Origin of the sequence: Amycolatopsis regifaucium (genome assembly GCF_001613935.1) — a bacterium.
GTDB classification, from domain to species: Bacteria; Actinomycetota; Actinomycetes; order Mycobacteriales; family Pseudonocardiaceae; genus Amycolatopsis; species Amycolatopsis regifaucium.
Genome location: NZ_LQCI01000034.1, coordinates 871234 through 892785, shown reverse-complemented (window position 1 = coordinate 892785; position 21552 = coordinate 871234). Strand labels below are relative to the sequence as shown.

Annotated in this window: 35 protein-coding genes; all 35 read right to left on the bottom strand. The window is 65.9% G+C overall.

Annotation, left to right across the window (positions count from 1 at the left end; genetic code table 11):
• Positions 1-16: 16 nt before the first annotated feature.
• The gene (rpsK, locus tag AVL48_RS28185) at positions 17-424 is read right to left on the bottom strand and encodes a 30S ribosomal protein S11 (protein ID WP_004558885.1); all 408 of its coding nucleotides are present in this window, start codon (positions 422-424) and stop codon (positions 17-19) included.
• A gap of 18 nt (positions 425-442) precedes the next feature.
• On the bottom strand, positions 443-628 hold the full coding sequence (locus tag AVL48_RS28180; protein WP_004558884.1) for a hypothetical protein: 186 nt from the start codon (positions 626-628) through the stop codon (positions 443-445).
• Positions 625-1005 (bottom strand): 30S ribosomal protein S13, encoded by a 381-nt coding sequence (rpsM, locus tag AVL48_RS28175; RefSeq protein WP_005166805.1) that lies wholly within the window; start codon positions 1003-1005, stop codon positions 625-627. Before rpsM ends, AVL48_RS28180 begins: the two co-directional genes overlap by 4 nt.
• Before the next feature lie 205 nt (positions 1006-1210).
• Complete coding sequence (gene rpmJ, locus AVL48_RS28170; RefSeq protein WP_004558882.1) at positions 1211-1324, bottom strand: 50S ribosomal protein L36; 114 nt, start codon at positions 1322-1324, stop codon at positions 1211-1213.
• A 36-nt stretch (positions 1325-1360) separates the two neighbouring features.
• The gene (gene infA / locus AVL48_RS28165; RefSeq protein WP_005166804.1) at positions 1361-1582 is read right to left on the bottom strand and encodes a translation initiation factor IF-1; all 222 of its coding nucleotides are present in this window, start codon (positions 1580-1582) and stop codon (positions 1361-1363) included.
• A 542-nt stretch (positions 1583-2124) separates the two neighbouring features.
• Positions 2125-2901 carry a type I methionyl aminopeptidase gene (map, locus tag AVL48_RS28160; protein ID WP_061979950.1) on the bottom strand — a complete coding sequence of 259 codons (777 nt, stop codon included), beginning with the start codon at positions 2899-2901 and terminating at the stop codon, positions 2125-2127.
• 44 nt (positions 2902-2945) lie between these two features.
• The gene (locus AVL48_RS28155) at positions 2946-3500 is read right to left on the bottom strand and encodes an adenylate kinase (protein WP_061979951.1); all 555 of its coding nucleotides are present in this window, start codon (positions 3498-3500) and stop codon (positions 2946-2948) included.
• On the bottom strand, positions 3497-4804 hold the full coding sequence (gene secY / locus AVL48_RS28150; RefSeq protein ID WP_061979952.1) for a preprotein translocase subunit SecY: 1308 nt from the start codon (positions 4802-4804) through the stop codon (positions 3497-3499). Before secY ends, AVL48_RS28155 begins: the two co-directional genes overlap by 4 nt.
• A 321-nt stretch (positions 4805-5125) precedes the next feature.
• Positions 5126-5758, bottom strand: a complete 633-nt coding sequence (locus AVL48_RS28145; protein ID WP_061979953.1) for a LysE family translocator — start codon at positions 5756-5758, stop codon at positions 5126-5128.
• Positions 5759-5808: 50 nt separating this feature from the next.
• Positions 5809-6615, bottom strand: a complete 807-nt coding sequence (locus AVL48_RS28140; protein WP_244162504.1) for a hypothetical protein — start codon at positions 6613-6615, stop codon at positions 5809-5811.
• A 432-nt stretch (positions 6616-7047) separates the two neighbouring features.
• On the bottom strand, positions 7048-7494 hold the full coding sequence (gene rplO / locus AVL48_RS28135; RefSeq protein WP_037314680.1) for a 50S ribosomal protein L15: 447 nt from the start codon (positions 7492-7494) through the stop codon (positions 7048-7050).
• Positions 7491-7676, bottom strand: coding sequence for a 50S ribosomal protein L30 (gene rpmD, locus AVL48_RS28130; protein ID WP_005166796.1), 186 nt, complete (start codon positions 7674-7676; stop codon positions 7491-7493). Before rpmD ends, rplO begins: the two co-directional genes overlap by 4 nt.
• Before the next feature lies 1 nt (position 7677).
• The gene (gene rpsE, locus AVL48_RS28125; protein WP_005166795.1) at positions 7678-8322 is read right to left on the bottom strand and encodes a 30S ribosomal protein S5; all 645 of its coding nucleotides are present in this window, start codon (positions 8320-8322) and stop codon (positions 7678-7680) included.
• Between the two features lie 31 nt (positions 8323-8353).
• On the bottom strand, positions 8354-8752 hold the full coding sequence (gene rplR / locus AVL48_RS28120) for a 50S ribosomal protein L18 (protein ID WP_037314970.1): 399 nt from the start codon (positions 8750-8752) through the stop codon (positions 8354-8356).
• 2 nt (positions 8753-8754) lie between these two features.
• Positions 8755-9294 carry a 50S ribosomal protein L6 gene (rplF, locus tag AVL48_RS28115; RefSeq protein ID WP_037314677.1) on the bottom strand — a complete coding sequence of 180 codons (540 nt, stop codon included), beginning with the start codon at positions 9292-9294 and terminating at the stop codon, positions 8755-8757.
• A gap of 16 nt (positions 9295-9310) precedes the next feature.
• Complete coding sequence (gene rpsH / locus AVL48_RS28110) at positions 9311-9709, bottom strand: 30S ribosomal protein S8 (protein WP_005166791.1); 399 nt, start codon at positions 9707-9709, stop codon at positions 9311-9313.
• A 79-nt stretch (positions 9710-9788) separates the two neighbouring features.
• On the bottom strand, positions 9789-9974 hold the full coding sequence (locus tag AVL48_RS28105; RefSeq protein WP_005166789.1) for a type Z 30S ribosomal protein S14: 186 nt from the start codon (positions 9972-9974) through the stop codon (positions 9789-9791).
• A gap of 4 nt (positions 9975-9978) precedes the next feature.
• A complete protein-coding gene (gene rplE / locus AVL48_RS28100) occupies positions 9979-10542 on the bottom strand; it encodes a 50S ribosomal protein L5 (protein WP_061979954.1) in 564 nt (187 codons plus the stop codon).
• Between the two features lie 2 nt (positions 10543-10544).
• Entirely contained in the window at positions 10545-10859 is a 315-nt protein-coding gene (gene rplX, locus AVL48_RS28095) for a 50S ribosomal protein L24 (RefSeq protein ID WP_037314671.1), read from the bottom strand.
• Positions 10860-10862: 3 nt separating this feature from the next.
• Positions 10863-11231, bottom strand: a complete 369-nt coding sequence (rplN, locus tag AVL48_RS28090) for a 50S ribosomal protein L14 (RefSeq protein WP_005166785.1) — start codon at positions 11229-11231, stop codon at positions 10863-10865.
• Between the two features lie 79 nt (positions 11232-11310).
• Positions 11311-11592, bottom strand: coding sequence for a 30S ribosomal protein S17 (rpsQ, locus tag AVL48_RS28085; RefSeq protein WP_007031041.1), 282 nt, complete (start codon positions 11590-11592; stop codon positions 11311-11313).
• Positions 11589-11837 carry a 50S ribosomal protein L29 gene (gene rpmC / locus AVL48_RS28080; RefSeq protein ID WP_061979955.1) on the bottom strand — a complete coding sequence of 83 codons (249 nt, stop codon included), beginning with the start codon at positions 11835-11837 and terminating at the stop codon, positions 11589-11591. The genes rpsQ and rpmC overlap by 4 nt, the downstream gene beginning before the upstream one ends.
• A complete protein-coding gene (gene rplP, locus AVL48_RS28075; RefSeq protein ID WP_061979956.1) occupies positions 11837-12256 on the bottom strand; it encodes a 50S ribosomal protein L16 in 420 nt (139 codons plus the stop codon). The genes rpmC and rplP overlap by 1 nt, the downstream gene beginning before the upstream one ends.
• Before the next feature lie 3 nt (positions 12257-12259).
• On the bottom strand, positions 12260-13111 hold the full coding sequence (gene rpsC / locus AVL48_RS28070) for a 30S ribosomal protein S3 (protein ID WP_061979957.1): 852 nt from the start codon (positions 13109-13111) through the stop codon (positions 12260-12262).
• Positions 13111-13527, bottom strand: coding sequence for a 50S ribosomal protein L22 (gene rplV, locus AVL48_RS28065; protein ID WP_005166780.1), 417 nt, complete (start codon positions 13525-13527; stop codon positions 13111-13113). The genes rpsC and rplV overlap by 1 nt, the downstream gene beginning before the upstream one ends.
• A gap of 29 nt (positions 13528-13556) precedes the next feature.
• Positions 13557-13838 carry a 30S ribosomal protein S19 gene (gene rpsS / locus AVL48_RS28060; RefSeq protein ID WP_026468892.1) on the bottom strand — a complete coding sequence of 94 codons (282 nt, stop codon included), beginning with the start codon at positions 13836-13838 and terminating at the stop codon, positions 13557-13559.
• 18 nt (positions 13839-13856) lie between these two features.
• On the bottom strand, positions 13857-14690 hold the full coding sequence (gene rplB, locus AVL48_RS28055) for a 50S ribosomal protein L2 (protein WP_061979958.1): 834 nt from the start codon (positions 14688-14690) through the stop codon (positions 13857-13859).
• Positions 14691-14706: 16 nt separating this feature from the next.
• Positions 14707-15018, bottom strand: coding sequence for a 50S ribosomal protein L23 (gene rplW / locus AVL48_RS28050; protein WP_005166778.1), 312 nt, complete (start codon positions 15016-15018; stop codon positions 14707-14709).
• Positions 15015-15701, bottom strand: coding sequence for a 50S ribosomal protein L4 (gene rplD / locus AVL48_RS28045; RefSeq protein ID WP_037314655.1), 687 nt, complete (start codon positions 15699-15701; stop codon positions 15015-15017). The genes rplW and rplD overlap by 4 nt, the downstream gene beginning before the upstream one ends.
• Positions 15702-15703: 2 nt before the next feature.
• Positions 15704-16354, bottom strand: a complete 651-nt coding sequence (gene rplC / locus AVL48_RS28040; RefSeq protein ID WP_061979959.1) for a 50S ribosomal protein L3 — start codon at positions 16352-16354, stop codon at positions 15704-15706.
• Positions 16355-16385: 31 nt separating this feature from the next.
• Positions 16386-16691: a 30S ribosomal protein S10 gene (rpsJ, locus tag AVL48_RS28035; RefSeq protein ID WP_003102098.1), complete on the bottom strand. Its 306-nt coding sequence runs from the start codon at positions 16689-16691 to the stop codon at positions 16386-16388.
• A 378-nt stretch (positions 16692-17069) separates the two neighbouring features.
• Positions 17070-18263 (bottom strand): elongation factor Tu, encoded by a 1194-nt coding sequence (gene tuf / locus AVL48_RS28030; protein WP_061979960.1) that lies wholly within the window; start codon positions 18261-18263, stop codon positions 17070-17072.
• 127 nt (positions 18264-18390) lie between these two features.
• A complete protein-coding gene (gene fusA / locus AVL48_RS28025; protein WP_061979961.1) occupies positions 18391-20490 on the bottom strand; it encodes an elongation factor G in 2100 nt (699 codons plus the stop codon).
• A gap of 63 nt (positions 20491-20553) precedes the next feature.
• Positions 20554-21024, bottom strand: a complete 471-nt coding sequence (gene rpsG, locus AVL48_RS28020) for a 30S ribosomal protein S7 (protein WP_005166770.1) — start codon at positions 21022-21024, stop codon at positions 20554-20556.
• Complete coding sequence (rpsL, locus tag AVL48_RS28015; RefSeq protein WP_003102113.1) at positions 21024-21398, bottom strand: 30S ribosomal protein S12; 375 nt, start codon at positions 21396-21398, stop codon at positions 21024-21026. Before rpsL ends, rpsG begins: the two co-directional genes overlap by 1 nt.
• Positions 21399-21552: the final 154 nt, after the last annotated feature.

Below are 21552 nucleotides of genomic sequence, written 5' to 3'. Positions count from 1 at the left end.
TACTCCTCCCCGTTCCTCAGACCCGGCGCCGCTTGGGCGGGCGGCAGCCGTTGTGAGGCTGCGGGGTCACGTCCTGGATGGTGCCGACCTCGAGGCCGGCCGCCTGCAGCGAGCGGATCGCCGTCTCGCGGCCCGAACCCGGGCCCTTCACGAAAACGTCGACCTTCTTCATGCCGTGCTCGGCAGCCTTGCGGGCGGCGTTCTCGGCGGCCATCTGCGCGGCGAACGGGGTGGACTTACGCGAGCCCTTGAAGCCCACGTGACCACTCGACGCCCACGCGATCACGGCACCGGTCGGGTCCGTGATCGAGACGATGGTGTTGTTGAAGGTGCTCTTGATGTGCGCGTGACCGTGCGCGACATTCTTCTTTTCCTTACGGCGGACCTTCTTGGCCCCCGCCGCAGTACGAGACTTCGGTGGCATGTTTTGAGGGTTCTCCTGTTAGCGCGCGTTCTCTTGGTGAGCGGCGACCGCTTCGGCCTGGCCGCGCCGGATGATCGAACCGGCGTCGGTGTACAGGTTCCGCAGCGCCATCGGGCGGGCGTAGAGCGCCTTGGGCGAGACACAAGCCGAGCCGCGACGGTGAACGCCGCCCATCTGCACGACCTTCTTGCCCTGGACGCTCACTTCTTGCCAGCCTTCTTCTTGCCGGCGACCGTCTTCTTCGGACCCTTGCGGGTGCGGGCGTTGGTCTTGGTGCGCTGACCACGGACGGGAAGTCCGCGACGCCAGCGAAGGCCCTCGTAGCACCCGATCTCGATCTTCCGACGGATGTCGGCGTTCACCTCGCGGCGAAGGTCACCCTCGACCTTGAAGTTCTCTTCGATGTAGACCCGCAGCTTGGCGAGGTCGTCATCGCTCAGATCCTTGACGCGAGTGTCCGCGTTGAGCTCGGCAGCCGCGATGAGCTGCTTCGAGCGGGTACGGCCGATGCCGTAGATGTAGGTCAGCGCGATCTCCAACCGCTTTTCGCGGGGGAGGTCTACGCCAGCGAGTCGTGCCATTGGCGTTGATGCTCCTTCATAGATTTCATCTTCAGGTCTGCTCCCCGTCCGGTCCCGGGACCGACTCGCCTGTCGTGCCCTCTGCTTGCGCTTCGGGTGTCCCGGCCTCGGCCTGAAGTCCGAGGGTGAACCGGGCCGTTCGCACGGCCCGGCAGGTGCGGGGAGATTGTGTAGCCGTCAATCCACTCTGTACGAGTGCGAGTGATCAGCCCTGCCGCTGCTTGTGCCGCAGGTTCTCGCAGATCACCATGATCCGGCCGTGACGGCGGATCACCTTGCACTTGTCGCAGATCTTCTTGACGCTCGGCTGGACCTTCACGTCTCCTGCTCTCCTGCTTGTGCTAACTCGTCGTGATCACTTGTAGCGATAGACGATGCGACCACGAGACAAGTCGTAGGGCGAGAGCTCCACGACAACCCTGTCCTCGGGCAGGATGCGGATGTAGTGCTGCCGCATCTTGCCGCTGATGTGTGCAAGGACCTTGTGGCCGTTCTCCAACTCGACGCGGAACATCGCGTTGGGGAGCGGCTCGACTACGCGGCCTTCGACCTCGATGGCCCCGTCTTTCTTGCCCATGTCCTCCGCATTTCCTGTCGCTACGCTGTGTTATCAGTCAGAGCTTGAGTGCTTGGCTGGGTGGTGCTTCGGCACACTCCTGCCCGGCTCCAATGTCCGTTCGCGAGAAGTCACGAGCGCGCAGGATCCGGGCGCGATGAGTACACCGACTTGACAGTGTACGCAACCCGTGTCGTGAGCCCCAAACGGGGGGTGACTGTGTTAGGTGACCCCTGTGCCCGCCAGTGGCGACTGCCTCCATCGTACGCCTGCGCCGACGTGCGTTTCGCCCCCTAATCGCGCTCCGGGAGGCCAGTGACCTGGCGGCGTCCGGCCGGGCGAAGTGCACCCGATGGGGGCAGGAGCGGGCGGCTCCCGGCGGACTCGGCGCTGTGCCTGACGGCGGCCTGACTCGCGTTTAGCCCGCTAACCGCGCTCCGGCGCCCACGCGACTTTAGCCCCCTGATCGCGCTCCCGGTGATCGCGATCAGGGGGCTAAACGCAGGTCGGGGCGCACGTCGCGGTTAGCGGGCTAAACGCGATCCGGGCGGGGCGGGGCTGGGTCAGGCGTCTTCGGGGGCGGTCAGCACCCACGGGCCGTCATCGGTGATGGCGACGGTGTGCTCCCAGTGCGCGGCACGTGAGCCGTCCGCGGTCACGACGGTCCACCCGTCGTCGAGCTCGACGGTCTCGCCGCCGCCACCGGTCAGCATGGGCTCGATCGCGAGCGCCATCCCGGTCTTGAGCCGCGGGCCCTTGCCCGGCTTGCCCAGGTTCGGCAGGAACGGGTCCATGTGCATCTGGCGCCCGATGCCGTGACCGCCGTACTCGACGATCATCCCGTACTCGATGCCGTCTTCCCGGCTCGCCTTCTCGGCCGCGGTCTGCACGGCGTGCGAGATGTCGGTGAGCCGGCCACCGGACGACACCGCGGCGATCCCCGCCCACATCGCGGCCTCGGTGGCCGCCGAAAGCGCGAGATCCGCCTTTGACACCTCACCGATCGCGAGGGTGACAGCGGAGTCGCCGTGCCAGCCGTCGAGGATCGCACCGCAGTCCACCGAGATGATGTCGCCCTCGTTGAGGACCTGCGTCTTCGACGGGATGCCGTGGACGATCTGCTCATTCACCGAGGCGCAGATCGACGCCGGGAAGCCGTGGTAGCCCTTGAACGAGGGCACCGCACCGGCGTCGCGGATCGTCTGCTCGGCGAGTTCGTCGAGATCGGCCGTCGTGGCCCCCGGCTTGGCGATCTCGCGCACCGCGGTGAGGGTGCGCCAGACGACCAGTCCGGCGGCGCGCATCGCCTGTAGCTCGCCGGGGCTTTTGAGTTCGATCATGCGTCCACGACGAAGTCGTTGCAGTACACGCAGTCCTCCGAGATTCACGTGCGGTCGCGCAGCGCTTCCAGCACGCGGGCGGAGATCTCGTCCACCGAGCCGACACCGTCGACCGTGACGAGGATGTCCGCGTAGTACTCGAGCAGCGGAGCCGTCTCGGACACGTAGATCTGCTGACGACGACGGATGACGTCTTCGGTGTCGTCCGAGCGGCCGCGCGAAAGCAGCCGCTCGACGACGACGTCCTCCGAAACCTGGAGCTGGATGACCGCGTTGAGCTCGGTGTCGGCCTCGCCGAGGATCTCACCGAGGACATCGGCCTGCTTCGTGTTGCGCGGGAAGCCATCCAGCAGGAACCCGGCCTTGGCGTCCGGCTCGGCCAGGCGCTCGCGCACCATCTCGTTCGTGACCGAGTCAGGGACCAGTTCACCGGAGTCCAGGTAGCGCTTGGCCTCCTGACCCAGCGGCGTCTGCTCCCCCACGTGGGCGCGGAACAGATCGCCGGTCGAGATGTGCGGGATCCGGAGCTTCTCCGACAGTGCTACCGCCTGAGTACCTTTGCCCGCGCCAGGAGGGCCAACGAGAACCAGGCGCGTCACTTCAAGAACCCTTCGTAGTTACGTTGCATCAGCTGGCTTTCGATCTGCTTCACGGTGTCGAGACCGACACCGACCATGATCAGCACAGCCGTGCCACCGAACGGGAAGTTCTGGTTGTTCCCGCTGCCGGTGACGGACAGGAAGAAGTTCGGAAGGATCGCGATGATGCCCAGGTACAAAGAGCCCGGCAGAGTGATCCGGCCGAGGACGTAGCTGAGGTACTCCGCGGTGGGACGGCCCGGACGGATACCCGGGATGAAGCCACCGAACTTCTTCATTTCCTCCGCACGCTCGTCCACGTTGAACGTGATCGTGATGTAGAAGTACGTGAAGAAGATGATCAACGCGAAGTACAGCAGGACGTGCGCCCAGCTGGACTGGTTGACGATGTAGTTCTGGATGAAGACCTGCCAGCCGGCGTTGCTGTTGGCGTCCCCGACGAGGCGGCTGATCAGGTCCGGCAGGTAGAGCAGCGACGAGGCGAAGATGACCGGGATGACACCGGCCTGGTTCACCTTGATCGGCAGGTAGGTCGAGGTTCCGCCGTACATGCGGCGGCCGATCATGCGCTTGGCGTACTGCACCGGGATCCGGCGCTGGCCCTGCTCGACGAAGATGACGCTGGCGATGATCACCAAGCCGAACACGCAGATCAGGCTGAAGACCACCGGGCCGGCGCTGCTGAGGATGTTGCCACCCTCGATCGGGATACGGGCCGCGATGTTCAGGAAGATCAGCACGGACATGCCGTTGCCGACGCCGCGCTCGGTGATCAGCTCACCCAGCCACATCATGACGGCCGTACCGGCGGTCATCGTGACGACGATGATGGCCAGCGTGTAAACGCTGTTGTCCGGGATGATCGAGGTTTCGCACTGCGGGAAGAGCTGCTTGCGGTCGGCGAGCGCCACCACACCGGTCGCCTGCAGGACCGCGAGCGCGATCGTCAGGTACCGGGTGTACTGGGTCAGCTTGCCCTGGCCGGCCTGGCCTTCCTTCTTCAGCTCCTCGAACCGCGGGATGACCACGGTGAGAAGCTGGACGATGATGCTCGCCGTGATGTACGGCATGATGCCGGTCGAGAACAGCGACAGCTGCAGTAGCGCACCACCGCTGAACAGGTTCAGCAGCTGATAGACGCCCTCCTGCGACCCAGTCTCCGTGCATTGCTGCACGGCGGAATAAGAGATGCCCGGGGCCGGGATGGTGGCACCGATTCGGTAGACCGCGACGATGGCTAGCGTGAACAGGATCTTCTTACGTAGATCCGGCGTCGCGAGAGCCGAGCGGAAGGCGCTGAGCACGCGGGGGACCTCCTCGGCGTCGTCGGCTGTCTTACCGACGATCGGCTTGGCCGGCCTGGGGCCGGCAGGAACACACAGCTTTCTGGCACAAGCCAGGAACGCTTCGGGGCACACTCGTCCCGAAGCGTGTCGCCGACTCTAACAGCTTCACAGGGCGTGTCCGCAGTGCGTGTGGGTTTTCCGAACGAAGGTTGGTCCACCAGGTTGATCGACTTCCGCTTCTCGGTCCGGAACCTTGACAGATCGCCCTGTCGTTCCCCACTTTCCGGCCTCACCGGATCGCACTTAGCCCGCTAAACGCGCTGTGATCAGGCGCGGGGCTCAGGAGCTCGACGCGGCGAGGGCGCCCGCCATGCCGATCAGCACGACACCGGTGCCGCGATCGACGTTGCGAGTGGCGCGGCGCGACAGGCGGAGCGACTTCACGAGCGTGCCGACTCCGATATAAGTGGCGCCCGCGACGAATTCGGCGAGCAGATATACGGCGCCGAGGATCGCGATCTGCGCGGGAAAGGAGCCGTGAGCTGCGTCGATGAACTGCGGCACGAACGCGGTGAAGATGAGGATCGCCTTCGGGTTCGTGATCGCGACGACGAATTCCTTCCTCGCGATCCGCAGCGCCGGCACGGGTTCAGCGCCTTGTGGCGCGGGGACCGCCGTCGTCCGTTCACCGCGGAAGGTCGACCACAGCAGCCGTCCGCCGATCCAGACCAGATAGGCGACACCCGCCCACTTGATCACCGTGAGTGCAAGCTCGGAGGCGGCCAGGAGCTGTCCGAGCCCTGCGGCGACCGCCGTGATCAAGACCGTGAACGCGGCCAAACGGCCTAACAGGCCGACGAGCCCTTTCCACGCACCCTGTGTCATACCGTGGTGCAGGCCAAGCAGGTTGTTCGCCCCTGGCGTAAAAGCCACGAGCACCGCCGCACCGAAAAAGACCACCGCCCAAGTCATCGGCCACCTCCTCCTCCACCGTATCGGCCGGCGCGAGCGCGTTTAGCGGGCTAATCGCGCTCCCTCGGGCCGGGATCCGGCGGAGGCGCGAAGGCCGAATAGTCCGGCGGAGTCTCGGGTTGCGGCTCCGGCGGGAGCACTGTGATGGAGATGCCGTCCTTGGGAGTGGGCATATCCGCCAGGCTCGGGTCGCCGCTCACCGGGATTTCGTCCTCCTCGACGCGATGACTCATCACCGCCGCGCCCGCCGCGGCGACGACTGCGGCGAAAAGCGCCCACATGCCCGCTTCGGGTGTCGTCGTCGATTCGATGGTCGGGCCGATTCCGATGCCGATTCCCAGCATTCCGATGGTGGTCACGACAGCGGCGAGAAACACCGCGGCGCTGGTGGTCAGCCAGCGGTCCAGCGCATTCAGTGGTCGCCGGTAGGCCGCCTTCGCGCTGACGAGCAGGGCGCCCAGGAGCAGGGCGGCGGCGATCACCAAAGGGACACCGACGGGGGTCGACGATTGTTTGAACGACTCTCCCAGCTGAACGAACTCCGACCCCCACGCGCTCTGCACGGTGACAAGCTCAAAGCTCTGGCCCTGATCGAAGTCAGTCCGGTGCTGTGAGCGGAAGAGCGGGAAGAAGGAGCCGACGAGCGTCAAGACCATCGCCAAAGCGGACAAGCCTGCCGCGACCAGCCGGCGCGGCTCGGGCCGGTCATACCGCTCCGGAGCGCCCACGGGATCCGCGGGGTCCGGCACCGACACGACCGTCGGCGGAGCGTCCGGCTGTTGCTGAAAGGGCTGCGGATCCTGCCCGGAAGGTGTGTCCACCTCGTGATCCTTCCAGTTCAGCCGCACCGCCGCCACGCCCTTCGCTTGGGTGGGCACGTCGACTTTCGCGGGCTAACCGCGATCTGGGGCATGGGCGCCTGGGCGGCCACCGGATCGCGGTTAGCCCGCGAAAGTCGACACGGGCGCGGAGGGCGGCGCGGCTGGCAGATCGCGGTTAGGTGGCGAAAGTCGCCTGGGTGGCCCGAAACGGTATCGGCGCGCAGGTCGCGATTAGCCCGCGAAACGCAAGTCCGTGGGAGCGCCAGGGAGAAGGGACCGGATGACGGTTAGGCGGCGAAAGTCGCCATGGACGCCGAGCACCTGGGCGACCACAGGATCGCGGTTAGCCCGCGAAAGTCGACACGGTGGAGCCGAGCGAAGCGAAGGCGGGAGAGCGAAGCGAGCGCAAGCGAAAGGCCCGCCGTGGCGGAGCCAGGCGGGCCTTTCGGTGGAGCGAGCGGAGAGAGCTCAGAGCGTGGTGGCGGAGCCACCGGCGGCGGAGAGCTTCTCCTTGGCGGAGCCGGAGAAAGCATCGGCGGTGACGTCCAGCTTGACGCCGTTCAGGTCACCGTTGCCGAGCACCTTCACGAGCTTGTTCTTGCGAACAAGGCCCTTCGCGACGAGCTCCTCGTTGCCGACCTTGCCACCCTCCGGGAAGACGCGGGCGATGTCGCCCAGGTTCACCGGCTGGTACTCGGTACGGAAGCGGTTCTTGAAGCCGCGAAGCTTCGGGAGCCGCATGTGGATGGGCATCTGCCCACCCTCGAAACCGGCGGGCACGTTCTTCCGGGCCTTGGTGCCCTTGGTACCGCGACCGGCGGTCTTGCCCTTCGAGCCCTCACCACGGCCGACGCGGATCTTGTCGCGCTTCGCGCCCGGAGCCGGACGAAGGTGGTGGATCTTGATGGCAGTCATGCCTTGACCTCCTCGACCTCCACCAGGTGGCGGACCGTGTGGATGAGGCCGCGAACCTGGGGAGTGTCTTCACGCACGACGCTCTGGCGGATCTTGCGCAGCCCGAGGGTGCGCAGCGACTCGCGGTGAGCGTGCTTCGTGCCGATCTTGCTCTTGACCTGGGTCACCTTGAGCTGAGTCATGTCAGACCCCCTGACCCGCACGCTGGCGCAGCATCCGAGCCGGGGCGACGTCCTCGAGCGGGAGACCGCGGCGGGCCGCGACCTCTTCGGGACGCTGGAGACCCTTCAGGGCCGCCACGGTCGCGTGCACGATGTTGATCGCGTTGTCGGAGCCGAGCGACTTCGACAGCACGTCGTGGACACCCGCGCACTCCAAGACCGCGCGGACCGGACCACCGGCGATGACACCGGTACCGGCGGAAGCCGGACGCAGCAGCACGACACCGGCGGCTTCCTCACCCTGGATCGGGTGGGGAATGGTGCCGCCGACGCGGGGAACGCGGAAGAAGTTCTTCTTCGCTTCCTCGACGCCCTTGGCGATGGCCGCGGGAACTTCCTTGGCCTTGCCGTAGCCGACGCCGACCTGACCGTCGCCGTCACCGACGACCACCAGGGCGGTGAAGCTGAAGCGACGACCACCCTTGACGACCTTGGCGACGCGGTTGATCGTCACGACCTTTTCGAGGTGCGGGGTCTTTTCCTGGCCGGCCCCGCCACGGCCGCTGTCGCGCCGGTCACGGCGGTCGCGACGGTCATTGCGGTCGTTGCCGCCCTGTCCGCCGGGTCCACCCTGGCCGCCGCCGAATTGCCGTGTACGTCCCGGCATCAGGCTGTCCTTCCATTCACGAGCATCTGCATCAGAACTCCAACCCCGCCTCACGGGCAGCGTCGGCGAGCGCCGCGATGCGGCCGTGGTAGGCGTTGCCACCACGGTCGAACACCACGGTCGAGACACCGGCGTTCTTGGCGCGGTTGGCGACAAGTTCCCCGACCTTCGCGGCCTTGGCCTTCTTGTCGCCGTCGAGCGCGCGGACGTCCGCCTCGAGGGTGGACGCCGACGCCAGGGTCTTGCCGGCGAGGTCGTCGATCAGCTGCACGGCGATGTGCCGCGACGAACGCTTGACGACCAGGCGCGGACGCTGGTCCGTGCCGTTGATCTTCTTGCGGAGCCGGAAGTGCCGACGGGCCTTCGCGACGCGGCGGCGGGTCGAGATGTCCTTGCCGACCGGCTTGCGCTTCGTAGTCGTGTCGCTCATGATCACTTACCCGTCTTTCCGACCTTGCGGCGGATCTTCTCACCCTCGTAGCGCAGGCCCTTGCCCTTGTACGGGTCCGGGCGGCGCAGCTTGCGGATGACCGCGGCGATCTGGCCGACCTTCTGCTTGTCGATGCCCGAGACCGAGAACCGGGTGGGGGTCTCGACCTTGAAGGTGATGCCTTCCGGGGCCTCGATCTTCACCGGGTGGCTGTAGCCGAGGGCGAACTCGAGGTCCGAACCCTTGGCCTGCACGCGGTAACCGACACCGTGGATCTCAAGCTTCTTCTCGTAACCCTCGGTCACACCGACGACGAGGTTGTTGACCAGCGTCCGGGTGAGACCGTGCAGGGCACGGCTGGTGCGCTCCTCGTCGGGCCGCTTCACCTGCAGCGTGCCGTCTTCGGCGCGCTCCACGGTGATCGGCTCGGCGATGGTGTGCTCAAGGGTGCCCTTGGGCCCCTTGACCTGAATGTGCTGACCATCGATGGTCACCTCGACCCCGGAGGGGACGGCGACCGGCAGCTTTCCAATGCGTGACATGTCTGTGCCCCCTTCCTTACCAGACGTAGGCGAGGACTTCGCCGCCCACGCTGTTGCGCTTGGCCTGACGGTCGGTCTGGAGGCCGGACGACGTCGAGATGATCGCGACGCCGAGGCCACCGAGAACCGACGGCAGTTCGGTCGATTTTGCGTAGACCCGCAGGCCGGGCTTCGACACGCGGCGAAGGCCGGCGATGCTGCGCTCACGGTTGGGGCCGTACTTCAGCTCCACGATGAGGTTCTTGTGCTTCTCGCCCGGCTCGTCGCGGTAGCCCGAAATGTAGCCCTCGCGCTTGAGGATCTCGGCGATGTTCGCCTTGATCTTCGAGTGGGGAAGCACGACCTCGTCGTGGTAAGCCGAGTTCGCGTTACGCAGACGGGTCAAGAAGTCTGCGATGGGGTCGGTCATCGTCATGGTGACCTGTCAACCTTTCTCGCCCTGGTTCCCTGTGCTAAGGCAGGGCCTGTGGCGAAGTGGGAGTTAAAAAAGACTCTTACCAGCTGGACTTGCGGACGCCGGGCAGCTCGCCCGCGTGTGCCATCTCGCGAAGGCAGATCCGGCAGAGTCCGAACTTGCGGAACACCGAGTGCGGGCGACCGCATCGCTGGCAGCGCGTGTAACCGCGAACCTTGAACTTCGGCGTCTTCGCGGCCTTGTGGACCAGTGCTTTCTTGGCCATCGACTCAGTTCTCCTTGAACGGGAAGCCGAGCTTGCGAAGCAGCGCGCGGCCCTCGTCGTCGGTGTTGGCGGTGGTGACGACAGTGACGTCCATACCGCGCGGGCGGTCGATGGCGTCCGGGTCGATCTCGTGGAACATCGACTGCTCGTTGAGACCGAACGTGTAGTTGCCGTTGCCGTCGAACTGCTTCGGCGAAAGCCCGCGGAAGTCGCGGATACGCGGAAGCGCGATGGTCAGCAGCCGGTCGAGGAACTCCCACATCCGGTCGCCGCGCAGCGTGACGCGCGCGCCGATCGGCTGGCCCTCACGCAGCTTGAACTGCGCGATGGACTTGCGGGCCTTGCGAACCTCGGGCTTCTGCCCGGTGATCGCGGCCAGGTCGCGGATGGCGCCTTCGATCAGCTTGCTGTCACGGGCGGCGTCACCGACACCCATGTTCACGACGACCTTGACGACGCCCGGGATCTGGTGGACGTTCTCGAAGGAGAACTCCTCCTGGAGCTGTCCCTTGATCTCCTCGCGGTACCGCACCTTGAGGCGCGGGGCGATCTTCTCTGCGGTGGTCATGATCAGATGTCCTTACCGTTCCGGCGCGAGACCCGGACCTTCTTGCCGTCCTCGCCGATGCGGTAGCCGATGCGAGTCGGCTTGCCGTCGGAGTCGACGACCATCACGTTCGAGACGTGGATGGGCGCCTCCTGGGTGACGATGCCGCCGGACTGCGCGCCGCGCTGGGTCTGCGAGATCCGGGTGTGCTTCTTGATCCGGTTCACGCCTTCGACCAGCACGCGCTCGCGCTCGGGGTAGGCCTGGATGACCTTGCCTTTGGCACCCTTGTCCTTGCCGGCGATGACGACGACCGTGTCGCCCTTCTTCACCTTCATGCTCTACAACACCTCCGGCGCGAGCGAAATGATCTTCATGAACTTTCGGTCGCGCAGCTCGCGGCCCACCGGGCCGAAGATGCGGGTGCCGCGGGGCTCATTGTCGTTCTTGATGAGCACAGCAGCGTTCTCGTCGAAGCGGATGTAAGAACCGTCCGGACGACGGCGCTCCTTGCGCGTGCGAACGATGACGGCCTTGACGACGTCACCCTTCTTCACGCCGGCGGCCGGCATGGCGTCCTTCACGGTGGCGACGATGATGTCGCCGATACCCGCGTAGCGCCGCCCGGAACCACCGAGAACGCGGATGCAAAGGATTTCCTTCGCGCCCGTGTTGTCGGCAACCCGAAGCCGCGACTCCTGCTGGATCACGTCTACTCCTGTATGTCGCGCTGGTTCTCGCGTTGAACCGCGAGCCTTGCGGAACTAAGGGACTCAAAAAGAGCCCTACTTACTTGGCCTTCTCCACGATCTGCACCAGACGCCAGCGCTTGGTCGCCGACAGCGGGCGGGTCTCCATCAGGGTGACCCGGTCGCCCACGCCCGCCTCGTTGTTCTCGTCGTGCACCTTGACCTTGCTGGTGCTGCGGAGAACCTTGGCGTAACGACGGTGCTTCTTGCGGTCTTCGAGCTCGACCACGATCGTCTTGTTCATCTTGTCCGAGACGACGTAACCCTCACGGACCTTGCGGTCGTTGCGGGGGGCCGCCTCAGCGTTGGGCTGCTCGCTCATGCGGCACCTTCACTCTCGGCGTCAGGGGAAACGGACAGGCCGAGTTCACGCTCGCGCATGACCGTGTAGATCCGCGCGATGTCCGTACGGACGATGCGCAGACGGCGGTTGTTGTCGAGCTGTCCGGTCGCCATCTGGAAACGGAGGTTGAAGAGCTCCTCCTTGTATTCCTTCAGACGCAGAACGAGCTCTTCCGCGGTGAGCTCACGCAGCTCCGATGCCTGGGCAGCACCTGCCTTCGCCATCAGAACTCACCACCTTCACGGGTCACGATGCGGCACTTCATGGGCAGCTTGTGGATCGCGCGACGGAGCGCCTCACGGGCGGTCTCCTCGTTCGGGAACGAGATCTCGAACATCACGCGGCCCGGCTTCACGTTGGCGATCCACCACTCGGGCGAACCCTTACCGGAACCCATGCGGGTTTCCGCCGGCTTCTTGGTCAGCGGGCGGTCCGGGTAGATGGTCGTCCACACCTTGCCACCACGCTTGATGTGACGCGTCATGGCGATACGAGCGGACTCGATCTGCCGGTTGGTCACGTAGCTGTGCTCAAGCGCCTGGATGCCGTACTCGCCGAAGCTCACATTCGTACCGCCCTTGGCGGCACCGTGGCGCTTCGGGGAGTGCTGCTTCCGGTGCTTGACCCTGCGCGGGATGAGCACGTGTCAGCCCTCCGTCTTTTCTGCAGTCTCAGCAGCCGGGGCCTCGGTGGCCGCGGGGGCGGTGTCGTCGCTCTTGGCGGCGGCAGCAGCCCGGCCGGCTTCGGTCGAGGTCGGCGTCGTGCCCGACGCACCGGAACGGCGCGGGCGGGACGGACGGTCACCACGGTCACGGCGCGGGGCACGCTCGGCGGCCGCGGCGGCGTCACGCGCCTCCCTGGCCTTGAGACCACCCACGAGTTCGCCCTTGTAGATCCACACCTTCACGCCGATGCGACCGAACGTCGTCTTGGCCTCGAAGAAGCCGTAGTCGATGTCGGCACGCAGCGTGTGCAGCGGGACGCGGCCATCGCGGTAGTGCTCGGAGCGGGACATCTCGGCACCGCCGAGACGACCGCCGCACTGCACGCGGATGCCCTTGACCTGCGGCGAACGCATGGAGGTCTGGATCGCCTTGCGCATCGCGCGGCGGAACGCCACCCGGTTGCTCAGCTGCTCCGCGACACCCTGAGCGACGAGCTGGGCGTCGGCCTCGGGGTTCTTGACCTCGAGGATGTTCAGCTGGACCTGCTTGGCGGTCAGCTTCTCCAGCGCGCCGCGGATGCGGTCGGCCTCCGCGCCGCGACGGCCGATGACGATGCCCGGCCGGGCGGTGTGGATGTCGACGCGGACCCGGTCACGGGTGCGCTCGATCTCGACCTTGGAGATCCCGGCGCGCTCCATGCCCGTGGACAGCAGCTTCCGGATCTTGACGTCCTCGGCCACGTACTCCGCGTACTGCTTGTCGGCGTACCAACGCGACTTCCAGTCCGTGGTGATACCCAGGCGGAAGCCGTGCGGGTTGATCTTCTGGCCCACTACCGGCCACCTGCCTTCTTCTTGCCCTGTGCCTTCTTGGCCTCGGCCTTCGGACGCGACTCCACCTCGACGGTGATGTGGCTGGTCCGCTTGCGGATCCGGTACGCGCGGCCCTGGGCCCGCGGACGGATGCGCTTGAGGGTCGGGCCCTCGTCGGCGTAGGCGTTCTTGACCCAGAGGGTGTCCGGGTCGAGATCGAGGTTGTTCTCGGCGTTGGCCACGGCGCTGGCGAGCACCTTCGCGACCGGCTCGCTTGCCGCCTGCGGGGCGAACTGGAGCACGGCCAAGGCGTCGGCGGCGCTACGTCCCTTGATCAGCTCGATCACCCGGCGCACCTTGGTAGGCGAGTCCCGGACGAAGCGAGCCCGCGCGTAAGCCGTCGGCAAAGCCTCGGCCACGTCGTTCTGGGCGTTCATCGCTAGCTTCCTTGTTCTCTCGTGCCCGCTCAGCGGCGGCGCGACTTGCGGTCGTCCTTGATGTGGCCCTTGAAGGTCCGAGTCGGTGCGAATTCGCCCAACTTGTGACCCACCATCGCCTCGGTGACGAACACCGGGACGTGCTTGCGGCCGTCGTGCACCGCGATCGTGTGTCCCAGGAAGTCCGGGATGATCGTGGAGCGACGCGACCAGGTCTTGATCACGGTCTTCTTGCCCGACTCGTTGAGCACGTCCACCTTCTTGAGCAGGTGGTCGTCCACGAAGGGGCCCTTCTTAAGGCTGCGTGGCATGTTCTTCTACCTCCCTGCTCAGCGCTTCTTGCCGGTACGCCGGCGGCGGACGATCATGGAGTCGGAAGCCTTGCGGCGGCGGGTGCGGCCTTCGGGCTTTCCGTTCGGGTTCACCGGGTGGCGACCACCGGAGGTCTTACCCTCACCACCACCGTGCGGGTGGTCGACCGGGTTCATGACGACACCACGGACGGTGGGGCGCTTGCCGCGCCAGCGGTTACGACCCGCCTTGCCCCAGTTGATGTTGGAGTGCTCGGAGTTCCCGACCTCGCCCACGGTGGCGCGGTTGCGCACGTCGACGTTGCGGATCTCGCCCGAGGGGAGACGAAGCTGGGCGTAAGGCCCGTCCTTCGCCACCAGCTGCACCTTGGCACCGGCGGACCGCGCCATCTTCGCGCCGCCACCGGGGCGAAGCTCGATCGCGTGGATCACGGTGCCGACCGGGATGTTGCGCAGCGGCAGGTTGTTACCCGGCTTGATGTCGGCGCGGGGGCCGTTCTCAACCGTGTCACCCTGCTTGAGCTTCTCCGGGGCGATGATGTAGCGCTTCTCGCCGTCGGCGTAGTGCAGGAGCGCGATCCGAGCCGACCGGTTGGGGTCGTACTCGATGTGCGCGACCTTGGCGGGGATACCGTCCTTGTCGTTCCGGCGGAAGTCGATCAGCCGGTACGCACGCTTGTGGCCACCGCCCTTGTGGCGGGTGGTGATCTTGCCGCTGGAGTTACGGCCGCCGGACTTGCTCAGCGGACGAAGCAGCGACTTCTCCGGGGTCGACCGAGTGATCTCGGCGAAGTCGGAGACGCTCGAACCGCGACGACCCGGGGTCGTCGGCTTGTACTTGCGGATGCCCATGTGTCAGCTCAGTCCTTTACGCGGTGGGTCCGCCGAAGATCTCGATCGGCTTGCTTTCAGCCGAAAGAGTCACGATGGCGCGCTTGGTGTCCTTGCGCTTGCCGAAGCCGGCGCGAGTCCGCTTACGCTTGCCCTGGCGGTTGGCCGTGTTGACGCTGACCACCTTGACGCCGAACACCTTCTCGACCGCGATCTTGATCTGGGTCTTGTTGGCGTCCGGGCGGACGATGAACGTGTACTTGTGGTCCTCGAGCAGCCCGTAGGACTTCTCGGAGATCACCGGCGCGAGCAAGATGTCGCGGGGATCGGGGATGGCGATCGCACTCACTGCTCGTCACTCCCTTCAACCTCGCTCGACCGGGCCGAAGCCTTCGCGCCCTTGCCCCGGACGGGGCCGGCGACGAACACGTCGTAAGCGGCCTTGGTGAACACCACGTCGTCGTTGACCAACACGTCGTAGGTGTTGAGCTGGTCGGGCGTGATGATGTGGACCTCGGCCAGGTTGCGCACGGAGTTCCAGCTCAGCTCGTCGTCGCGGTGCAGCACCACGAGAACGCGCTTGGCCTGGGTCACCGCGGCGATGGCGGCCTTGGCGGCTTTGGTGGACGGCTTCTCGCCGGTCACCAGTTCGGTGACGACGTGCAGCTGTCCGGCGCGGGCCCGGTCGGAGAGGGCGCCACGGAGGGCGGCGGCCTTCATCTTCTTCGGGGTCCGCTGGGTGTAGTCACGCGGCGTGGGGCCGTGGACGACGCCACCACCGGTGAACTGCGGCGCACGGGTCGAACCCTGGCGGGCGCGGCCGGTGCCCTTCTGGCGGTACGGCTTCTTGCCACCACCGCGGACTTCACCGCGGGTCTTGGTGTCATGCGTGCCCTGGCGAGCGGCGGCCAGCTGGGCCACCACGACCTGGTGCATGAGGGGCACGTTGGCCTGCACGTCGAAGATCTCCGAGGGGAGCTCGACCGTGCCGTCGGCTTTACCGGCCGGGGTCTTCAGCTCGACGCTGGTCATGTTCAGTTACCACCCTTCGCGGCGCTGCGAACGAACAGCAGGCCGCCCTTGGGACCGGGCACGGCGCCCTTGATCAGCAGCAGGCCGTCCTCGGCACGCACCGCGTGCACGGTCAGGTTCTGCGTGGTGACCCGGTCGTTGCCCATCCGGCCCGCCATGCGCAGGCCCTTGAAGACGCGGCCCGGGGTGGCACAGCCACCGATCGAGCCGGGCTTGCGGTGCACGGCCTGGGCACCGTGGCTCGCGCCCTGGCCCTTGAAGCCGTGACGCTTCATGACACCGGCGTAGCCCTTGCCCTTGCTGGTACCGGTCACGTCGACCTCGATACCGGCCTCGAACACCTCAGCGGTGATCTCCTGGCCGACCTCGTAGGTCTCGGCGTCGGTGGTACGCAGCTCCGCAAGGAAACGACGCGGGGTCACGCTCGCCTTGTCGAAGTGGCCCGTGCGCGGCTTGTTGACCCGGCGCGGGTCGACCGCGCCGAAAGCCAGCTGCACGGCCTTGTAGCCGTCGGTTTCCTGGGTCCGAACCTGGGTGACCACGTTCGGACCGGCCTGGACGACGGTCACCGGGACGACCCGGTTGTTCTCGTCGAAGACCTGGGTCATGCCGAGCTTGGTGCCCAGGATGCCCTTCACTTGCCTGTCAGACATGAGTCTCTTACTCTCCGCCGCTCGCCAGCCGCTACTGGATGTTGACGTCGACGCTCGCCGGCAGGTCGATGCGCATGAGCGCGTCGACCGTCTTCGGCGTCGGGTCGAGGATGTCGATCAGACGCTTGTGCGTGCGCATCTCGAAGTGCTCGCGCGAGTCCTTGTACTTGTGCGGCGAGCGGATGACGCAGTAAACGTTCTTCTCGGTGGGCAGCGGCACCGGCCCGACAACACGGGCGCCGGTGCGCGTGACCGTCTCGACGATCTTGCGCGCCGAGGTGTCGATCGCCTCGTGGTCGTAGGCCTTGAGCCGGATGCGGATCTTCTGTCCCGCCATGGTGGCTGCGTTCCTTGTCGTCTCGTGCCGCTTTGTCTCTTCAAACCTCGGCGGGGCCGGGGTTCTCGCAGTTCAACGGCCCTGTCCCCGGTCCACGCGGTCGGGCGTGTCGCGCCCGACGCACAGACGGATCCCGCGGGATCGTCGTCTTGCTGGTCTTCCTCATGTGAGGAGGCAGCGATCCGGCCATGCCGTCTCAACCGCCGCGCCCGCTGGCCTCACCCGAAGGAAGAGCTCCACGGACCGTGGCCGCTCATACCAGGGCGGCCGGAACCCCGAAGGATTCGGCCGCCCCAGGACGAGCAACCTGAATAGTGTCGCACACGTGATTTGACGCCTTGAACCCGGGGGTGTATCAGACCCCCGGGTGGCGTTGAATCACTTGATGATCTTGGTGACCTGGCCGGCGCCGACGGTCCGTCCACCCTCACGGATGGCGAAACGCAGGCCCTCGTCCATGGCGACCGGCTGGATCAGCACAACGCTGATGTCCGTGTTGTCGCCCGGCATGACCATCTCGGTGCCCTCCTTGAGGGTCACCACGCCGGTCACGTCCGTCGTGCGGAAGTAGAACTGGGGGCGGTAGTTGTTGAAGAACGGGGTGTGACGGCCACCCTCGTCCTTCGACAGGATGTAGACCGAGCCCTCGAACTCCGTGTGCGGGGTGGTGGTACCCGGCTTCACGACGACCTGGCCGCGCTCGACGTCCTCGCGCTTGATACCGCGGACCAGCAGACCGACGTTGTCGCCGGCCTCACCCTGGTCGAGCAGCTTGCGGAACATCTCGACACCGGTGACGGTGGTCTTGGTCGACTTCTCCTTGATGCCGACGATCTCGACCTCTTCGTTCACGTTGACGCGGCCACGCTCGATACGGCCGGTCACGACCGTGCCACGGCCGGTGATCGTGAAGACGTCTTCGATCGGCATCAGGAACGGCTTGTCGAGCTCACGGACCGGGTCCGGCACGTTCTCGTCGACGGCTTCCATCAGCTCGAGAACGCTCTCGCCCCACTTGGCGTCGCCCTCGAGGGCCTTCAGGCCGGAGACCTTGATGACCGGAGCGTCGTCGCCAGGGAAGTCCTGGGAGGACAGCAGCTCGCGGACCTCGAGCTCGACGAGCTCCAGGATCTCCTCGTCGTCGACCATGTCGGCCTTGTTCAGCGCGACCACGATGTAAGGCACGCCGACCTGCTTCGCGAGCAGCACGTGCTCACGGGTCTGCGGCATCGGGCCGTCGGTCGCCGCGACCACGAGGATCGCGCCGTCCATCTGCGCCGCACCGGTGATCATGTTCTTGATGTAGTCCGCGTGACCGGGGGCGTCCACGTGGGCGTAGTGACGCTTCTCGGTCTGGTACTCGACGTGCGAGATGTTGATCGTGATACCGCGCTGCTTCTCTTCCGGCGCGTTGTCGATCTGGTCGAACGCCGACGCCGTGTTCAGCTCGGGGTACTTGTCGTGCAGAACCTTGGTGATCGCCGCGGTCAGAGTGGTCTTACCGTGGTCGACGTGACCGATGGTCCCGATGTTGACGTGCGGCTTGGTCCGCTCGAATTTCGCCTTCGCCACTGGAATGTCCTCCTGGACTTTTTTGCTTACTCACCGGCCAACGTGGCTGTCGTCGGACGGAGATTCGTTTCTCGGTGGGTGCTGCGGACGGTCAGGAGTGTCCCTTATGCCCGCGGACGGACGGGAACTACTCCCCCGTCGCCTTCGCGATGATTTCCTTGGCGACGTTCGCGGGAACCTCGGCGTAGGAATCGAACACCATGGAGTAGTTGGCACGTCCCTGGGTACGCGACCGCAGGTCACCGACGTAACCGAACATCTCCGACAGCGGGACCAGTGCCTTGACGACACGGGTACCGGCGCGCTCCTCCATGGCCTGGATCTGGCCACGGCGGGAGTTGAGGTCGCCGATCACATCGCCCATGTAGTCCTCGGGCGTGGTGACCTCGACGGCCATCAGCGGCTCGAGAATGACCGGACCGGCCTTCTTCGCGGCTTCCTTCATCGCCATGGAACCGGCGATCTTGAAGGCCATTTCCGAAGAGTCGACCTCGTGGTACGCGCCGTCCAACAAGGTGAACTTCAACCCGACGAGCGGGTAGCCGGCCAGCACGCCGTACTGCATGGCGTCCTGCGCGCCCGCGTCGACCGACGGGATGTACTCCCGCGGCACGCGGCCACCGGTGACCTTGTTGTCGAACTCGTAGAGGGCACCGTCGGTGGACTCGAGCGGCTCGAGCTTGACGATGACCTTCGCGAACTGACCGGAACCACCGGTCTGCTTCTTGTGCACGTAGTCGAGCTTCTCGACCGTCTTGCGCACCGTCTCGCGGTAGGCGACCTGCGGCTTACCGATGTTCGCCTCGACCTTGTAGTCGGACTTCATGCGGTTGACCAGCACCTCGAGGTGCAACTCGCCCATACCGGCGATGATCGTCTGGCCGGTGTCCTCGTCCAGGTTGACCTGGAACGTCGGGTCCTCTTCGGCCAGCTTCTGGATCGCCAGGGAGAGCTTCTCCTGGTCGGCCTTGGTCTTCGGCTCGATCGCGACGCGGATGACCGGCGCCGGGAACGTCATCGACTCGAGGACGACCGGGTTCTGCGGGTCGGCGAGGGTGTCACCGGTGGTGGTGTCCTTCAGGCCGATGACCGCGTAGATGTGGCCGGCCTGGGCCTCGTCGACCGGGTTCTCCTTGTTGGAGTGCATCTGGAAGAGCTTCCCGATGCGCTCCTTGCGCTCCTTGGTCGCGTTGATCAGCTGCGCGCCGGCGGAGACCTTGCCCGAGTACACCCGGATGTAGGTCAGCTTGCCGAAGAACGGGTGCGCGGCGATCTTGAACGCCAGAGCGGAGAACGGCTCCTCGGTCGACGGCTTGCGCGACACGACGGTCTCACCGTCGGGCAGCGTGCCTTCGACGGCGGGGACGTCCAGCGGCGACGGAAGGTAGTCGATGACCGCGTCGAGCATGGGCTGAACGCCCTTGTTCTTGAAGGCGGAACCGGTGAGCACCGGGTACGCCTCGCGGTCGACGGTGAGCTTCCGGATACCGGCCTTGATCTCGGCCTCGGTCAGCTCCTCGCCCTCGAGGAACTTCTCCATGAGGGCGTCGTCCGCCTCGGCGACGGTCTCGACGAGCTTCTCCCGGTACTCGGCCGCCTTGTCGGCGAGCTCGGCCGGGATCTCCTCGACGGCGTAGTCCTCACCCTTCTGGACCTCGCCGCGCCAGGTCAGCGCCTTCATGCGGACCAGGTCGACGACGCCTTCGAACTCGCTCTCGGAGCCGATCGGCAGCTGGATGACCAGCGGACGGGCACCGAGACGCTCCTCGATGGTGCGGACGGTGAAGTAGAAGTCCGCGCCGAGCTTGTCCATCTTGTTGACGAAGCAGATACGAGGAACCTCGTACTTGTCCGCCTGACGCCAGACCTGCTCGGACTGCGGCTCGACACCTTCCTTGCCGTCGAAGACGGCGACGGCACCATCGAGCACGCGGAGCGAGCGCTCCACCTCGACGGTGAAGTCGACGTGCCCCGGGGTGTCGATGATGTTGATCTGGTGATCGGCCCAGAAGGTGGTGGTGGCAGCCGAGGTGATGGTGATACCCCGCTTCTGCTCCTCCTCCATCCAGTCCATGGTGGCGGCGCCATCGTGGACTTCACCGATCTTGTAGTTGACCCCGGTGTAGAACAGGATCCGCTCGGTGGTGGTGGTCTTACCGGCGTCGATGTGGGCCATGATGCCGATGTTGCGGACCTTGTTCAGGTCGGTCAGCACGTCACGTGCCACGAGAGTGTTCCCCTGTCTCAAAATTGGGGCCCGGCAAGGCTTGGATCGGCAGCCGGGCGGTCATCACCAGCGGTAGTGCGCGAAGGCCTTGTTGGACTCGGCCATCTTGTGCGTGTCCTCGCGCCGCTTCACGCTGGCGCCGAGGCCGTTGCTCGCGTCGAGCAGCTCGTTCTGCAGGCGCTCGATCATGGTCTTCTCACGGCGAGCCGCGGAGAAGGAGACCAGCCAGCGAAGCGCAAGGGTGGTGGAGCGGCCCGGCTTGACCTCGATCGGCACCTGGTAGGTGGCGCCACCGACACGACGGCTCTTCACCTCGATGGTGGGCTTCACGTTGTCGAGGGCGCGCTTCAGCGTGACGACCGGGTCGGTGCCGGTCTTCTCGCGAGCACCTTCGAGGGCGCCGTAGACGATGCGCTCGGCCAGGGACCGCTTGCCGTCCTTCAGCACCTTGTTCACCAGCTGGGTGACCAGCGGGGATGCGTAGACGGGGTCAGAGATCAGCGGCCGCTTCGGCGCCGGACCCTTGCGAGGCATTAGCTCTTCTCCTTCTTCGCGCCGTACCGGCTGCGCGCCTGCTTACGGTTCTTGACACCCTGGGTGTCGAGCGAACCGCGGATGATCTTGTAACGGACACCCGGCAGGTCCTTCACACGACCACCACGCACGAGCACCATCGAGTGCTCCTGCAGGTTGTGGCCTTCACCGGGAATGTAGGCGGTGACCTCGATGCCGCTGGTCAACTTCACACGAGCGACCTTGCGAAGCGCCGAGTTCGGCTTCTTGGGGGTTGTGGTGTACACGCGAGTGCACACGCCACGCCGCTGCGGGCTCCCCTTGAGGGCCGCGGTCTTCTGCTTGGCAGCCTTGTCCTGGCGGCCCTTACGGACCAGCTGCTGGATCGTGGGCAATGGACCAGCTTTCTGTTCGCGATCTTGCTACTACGTGTCTGTCTCCGGCCCCCGCGGTCGGGCGTGTCGGCCCGCGTCACGGTCTTTCGACCGGTAACTTCCCGTAGGGATTTTCCGTCGGATCCCGTGTGGGCGAAGCCTTCGAACCGGATGC

Bases quoted from the DNA above. Each gene is read 5' to 3' on its own strand.
- infA (WP_005166804.1), bottom strand. From the start codon at position 1,582: ATGGGCAAGAAAGACGGGGCCATCGAGGTCGAAGGCCGCGTAGTCGAG.
- rpsJ (WP_003102098.1), bottom strand. From the start codon at position 16,691: ATGGCGGGACAGAAGATCCGCATCCGGCTCAAGGCCTACGACCACGAG.
- rplO (WP_037314680.1), bottom strand. From the start codon at position 7,494: ATGACTGCCATCAAGATCCACCACCTTCGTCCGGCTCCGGGCGCGAAG.
- rpmD (WP_005166796.1), bottom strand. From the start codon at position 7,676: ATGACTCAGCTCAAGGTGACCCAGGTCAAGAGCAAGATCGGCACGAAG.
- rplR (WP_037314970.1), bottom strand. From the start codon at position 8,752: ATGAGCGACACGACTACGAAGCGCAAGCCGGTCGGCAAGGACATCTCG.
- rpsH (WP_005166791.1), bottom strand. From the start codon at position 9,709: ATGACGATGACCGACCCCATCGCAGACTTCTTGACCCGTCTGCGTAAC.
- rplC (WP_061979959.1), bottom strand. From the start codon at position 16,354: ATGTCTGACAGGCAAGTGAAGGGCATCCTGGGCACCAAGCTCGGCATG.
- AVL48_RS28105 (WP_005166789.1), bottom strand. From the start codon at position 9,974: ATGGCCAAGAAAGCACTGGTCCACAAGGCCGCGAAGACGCCGAAGTTC.
- AVL48_RS28145 (WP_061979953.1), bottom strand. From the start codon at position 5,758: ATGACTTGGGCGGTGGTCTTTTTCGGTGCGGCGGTGCTCGTGGCTTTT.
- rpsQ (WP_007031041.1), bottom strand. From the start codon at position 11,592: ATGAGCGAGCAGCCCAACGCTGAGGCGGCCCCCCGCAACGACCGCAAG.
- rplE (WP_061979954.1), bottom strand. From the start codon at position 10,542: ATGACCACCGCAGAGAAGATCGCCCCGCGCCTCAAGGTGCGGTACCGC.
- rplV (WP_005166780.1), bottom strand. From the start codon at position 13,527: ATGAACGCCCAGAACGACGTGGCCGAGGCTTTGCCGACGGCTTACGCG.
- map (WP_061979950.1), bottom strand. From the start codon at position 2,901: ATGATCGAACTCAAAAGCCCCGGCGAGCTACAGGCGATGCGCGCCGCC.
- rplF (WP_037314677.1), bottom strand. From the start codon at position 9,294: ATGTCACGCATTGGAAAGCTGCCGGTCGCCGTCCCCTCCGGGGTCGAG.
- rpsK (WP_004558885.1), bottom strand. From the start codon at position 424: ATGCCACCGAAGTCTCGTACTGCGGCGGGGGCCAAGAAGGTCCGCCGT.
- rplX (WP_037314671.1), bottom strand. From the start codon at position 10,859: ATGAAGGTGAAGAAGGGCGACACGGTCGTCGTCATCGCCGGCAAGGAC.
- rplD (WP_037314655.1), bottom strand. From the start codon at position 15,701: ATGACCAGCGTCGAGCTGAAGACCCCGGCCGGTAAAGCCGACGGCACG.
- rplB (WP_061979958.1), bottom strand. From the start codon at position 14,690: ATGGGCATCCGCAAGTACAAGCCGACGACCCCGGGTCGTCGCGGTTCG.
- rpsS (WP_026468892.1), bottom strand. From the start codon at position 13,838: ATGCCACGCAGCCTTAAGAAGGGCCCCTTCGTGGACGACCACCTGCTC.
- rpsG (WP_005166770.1), bottom strand. From the start codon at position 21,024: ATGCCTCGCAAGGGTCCGGCGCCGAAGCGGCCGCTGATCTCTGACCCC.
- rpsM (WP_005166805.1), bottom strand. From the start codon at position 1,005: ATGGCACGACTCGCTGGCGTAGACCTCCCCCGCGAAAAGCGGTTGGAG.
- rpsE (WP_005166795.1), bottom strand. From the start codon at position 8,322: ATGCCGGGACGTACACGGCAATTCGGCGGCGGCCAGGGTGGACCCGGC.
- rpmC (WP_061979955.1), bottom strand. From the start codon at position 11,837: ATGGCGAAGGCAGGTGCTGCCCAGGCATCGGAGCTGCGTGAGCTCACC.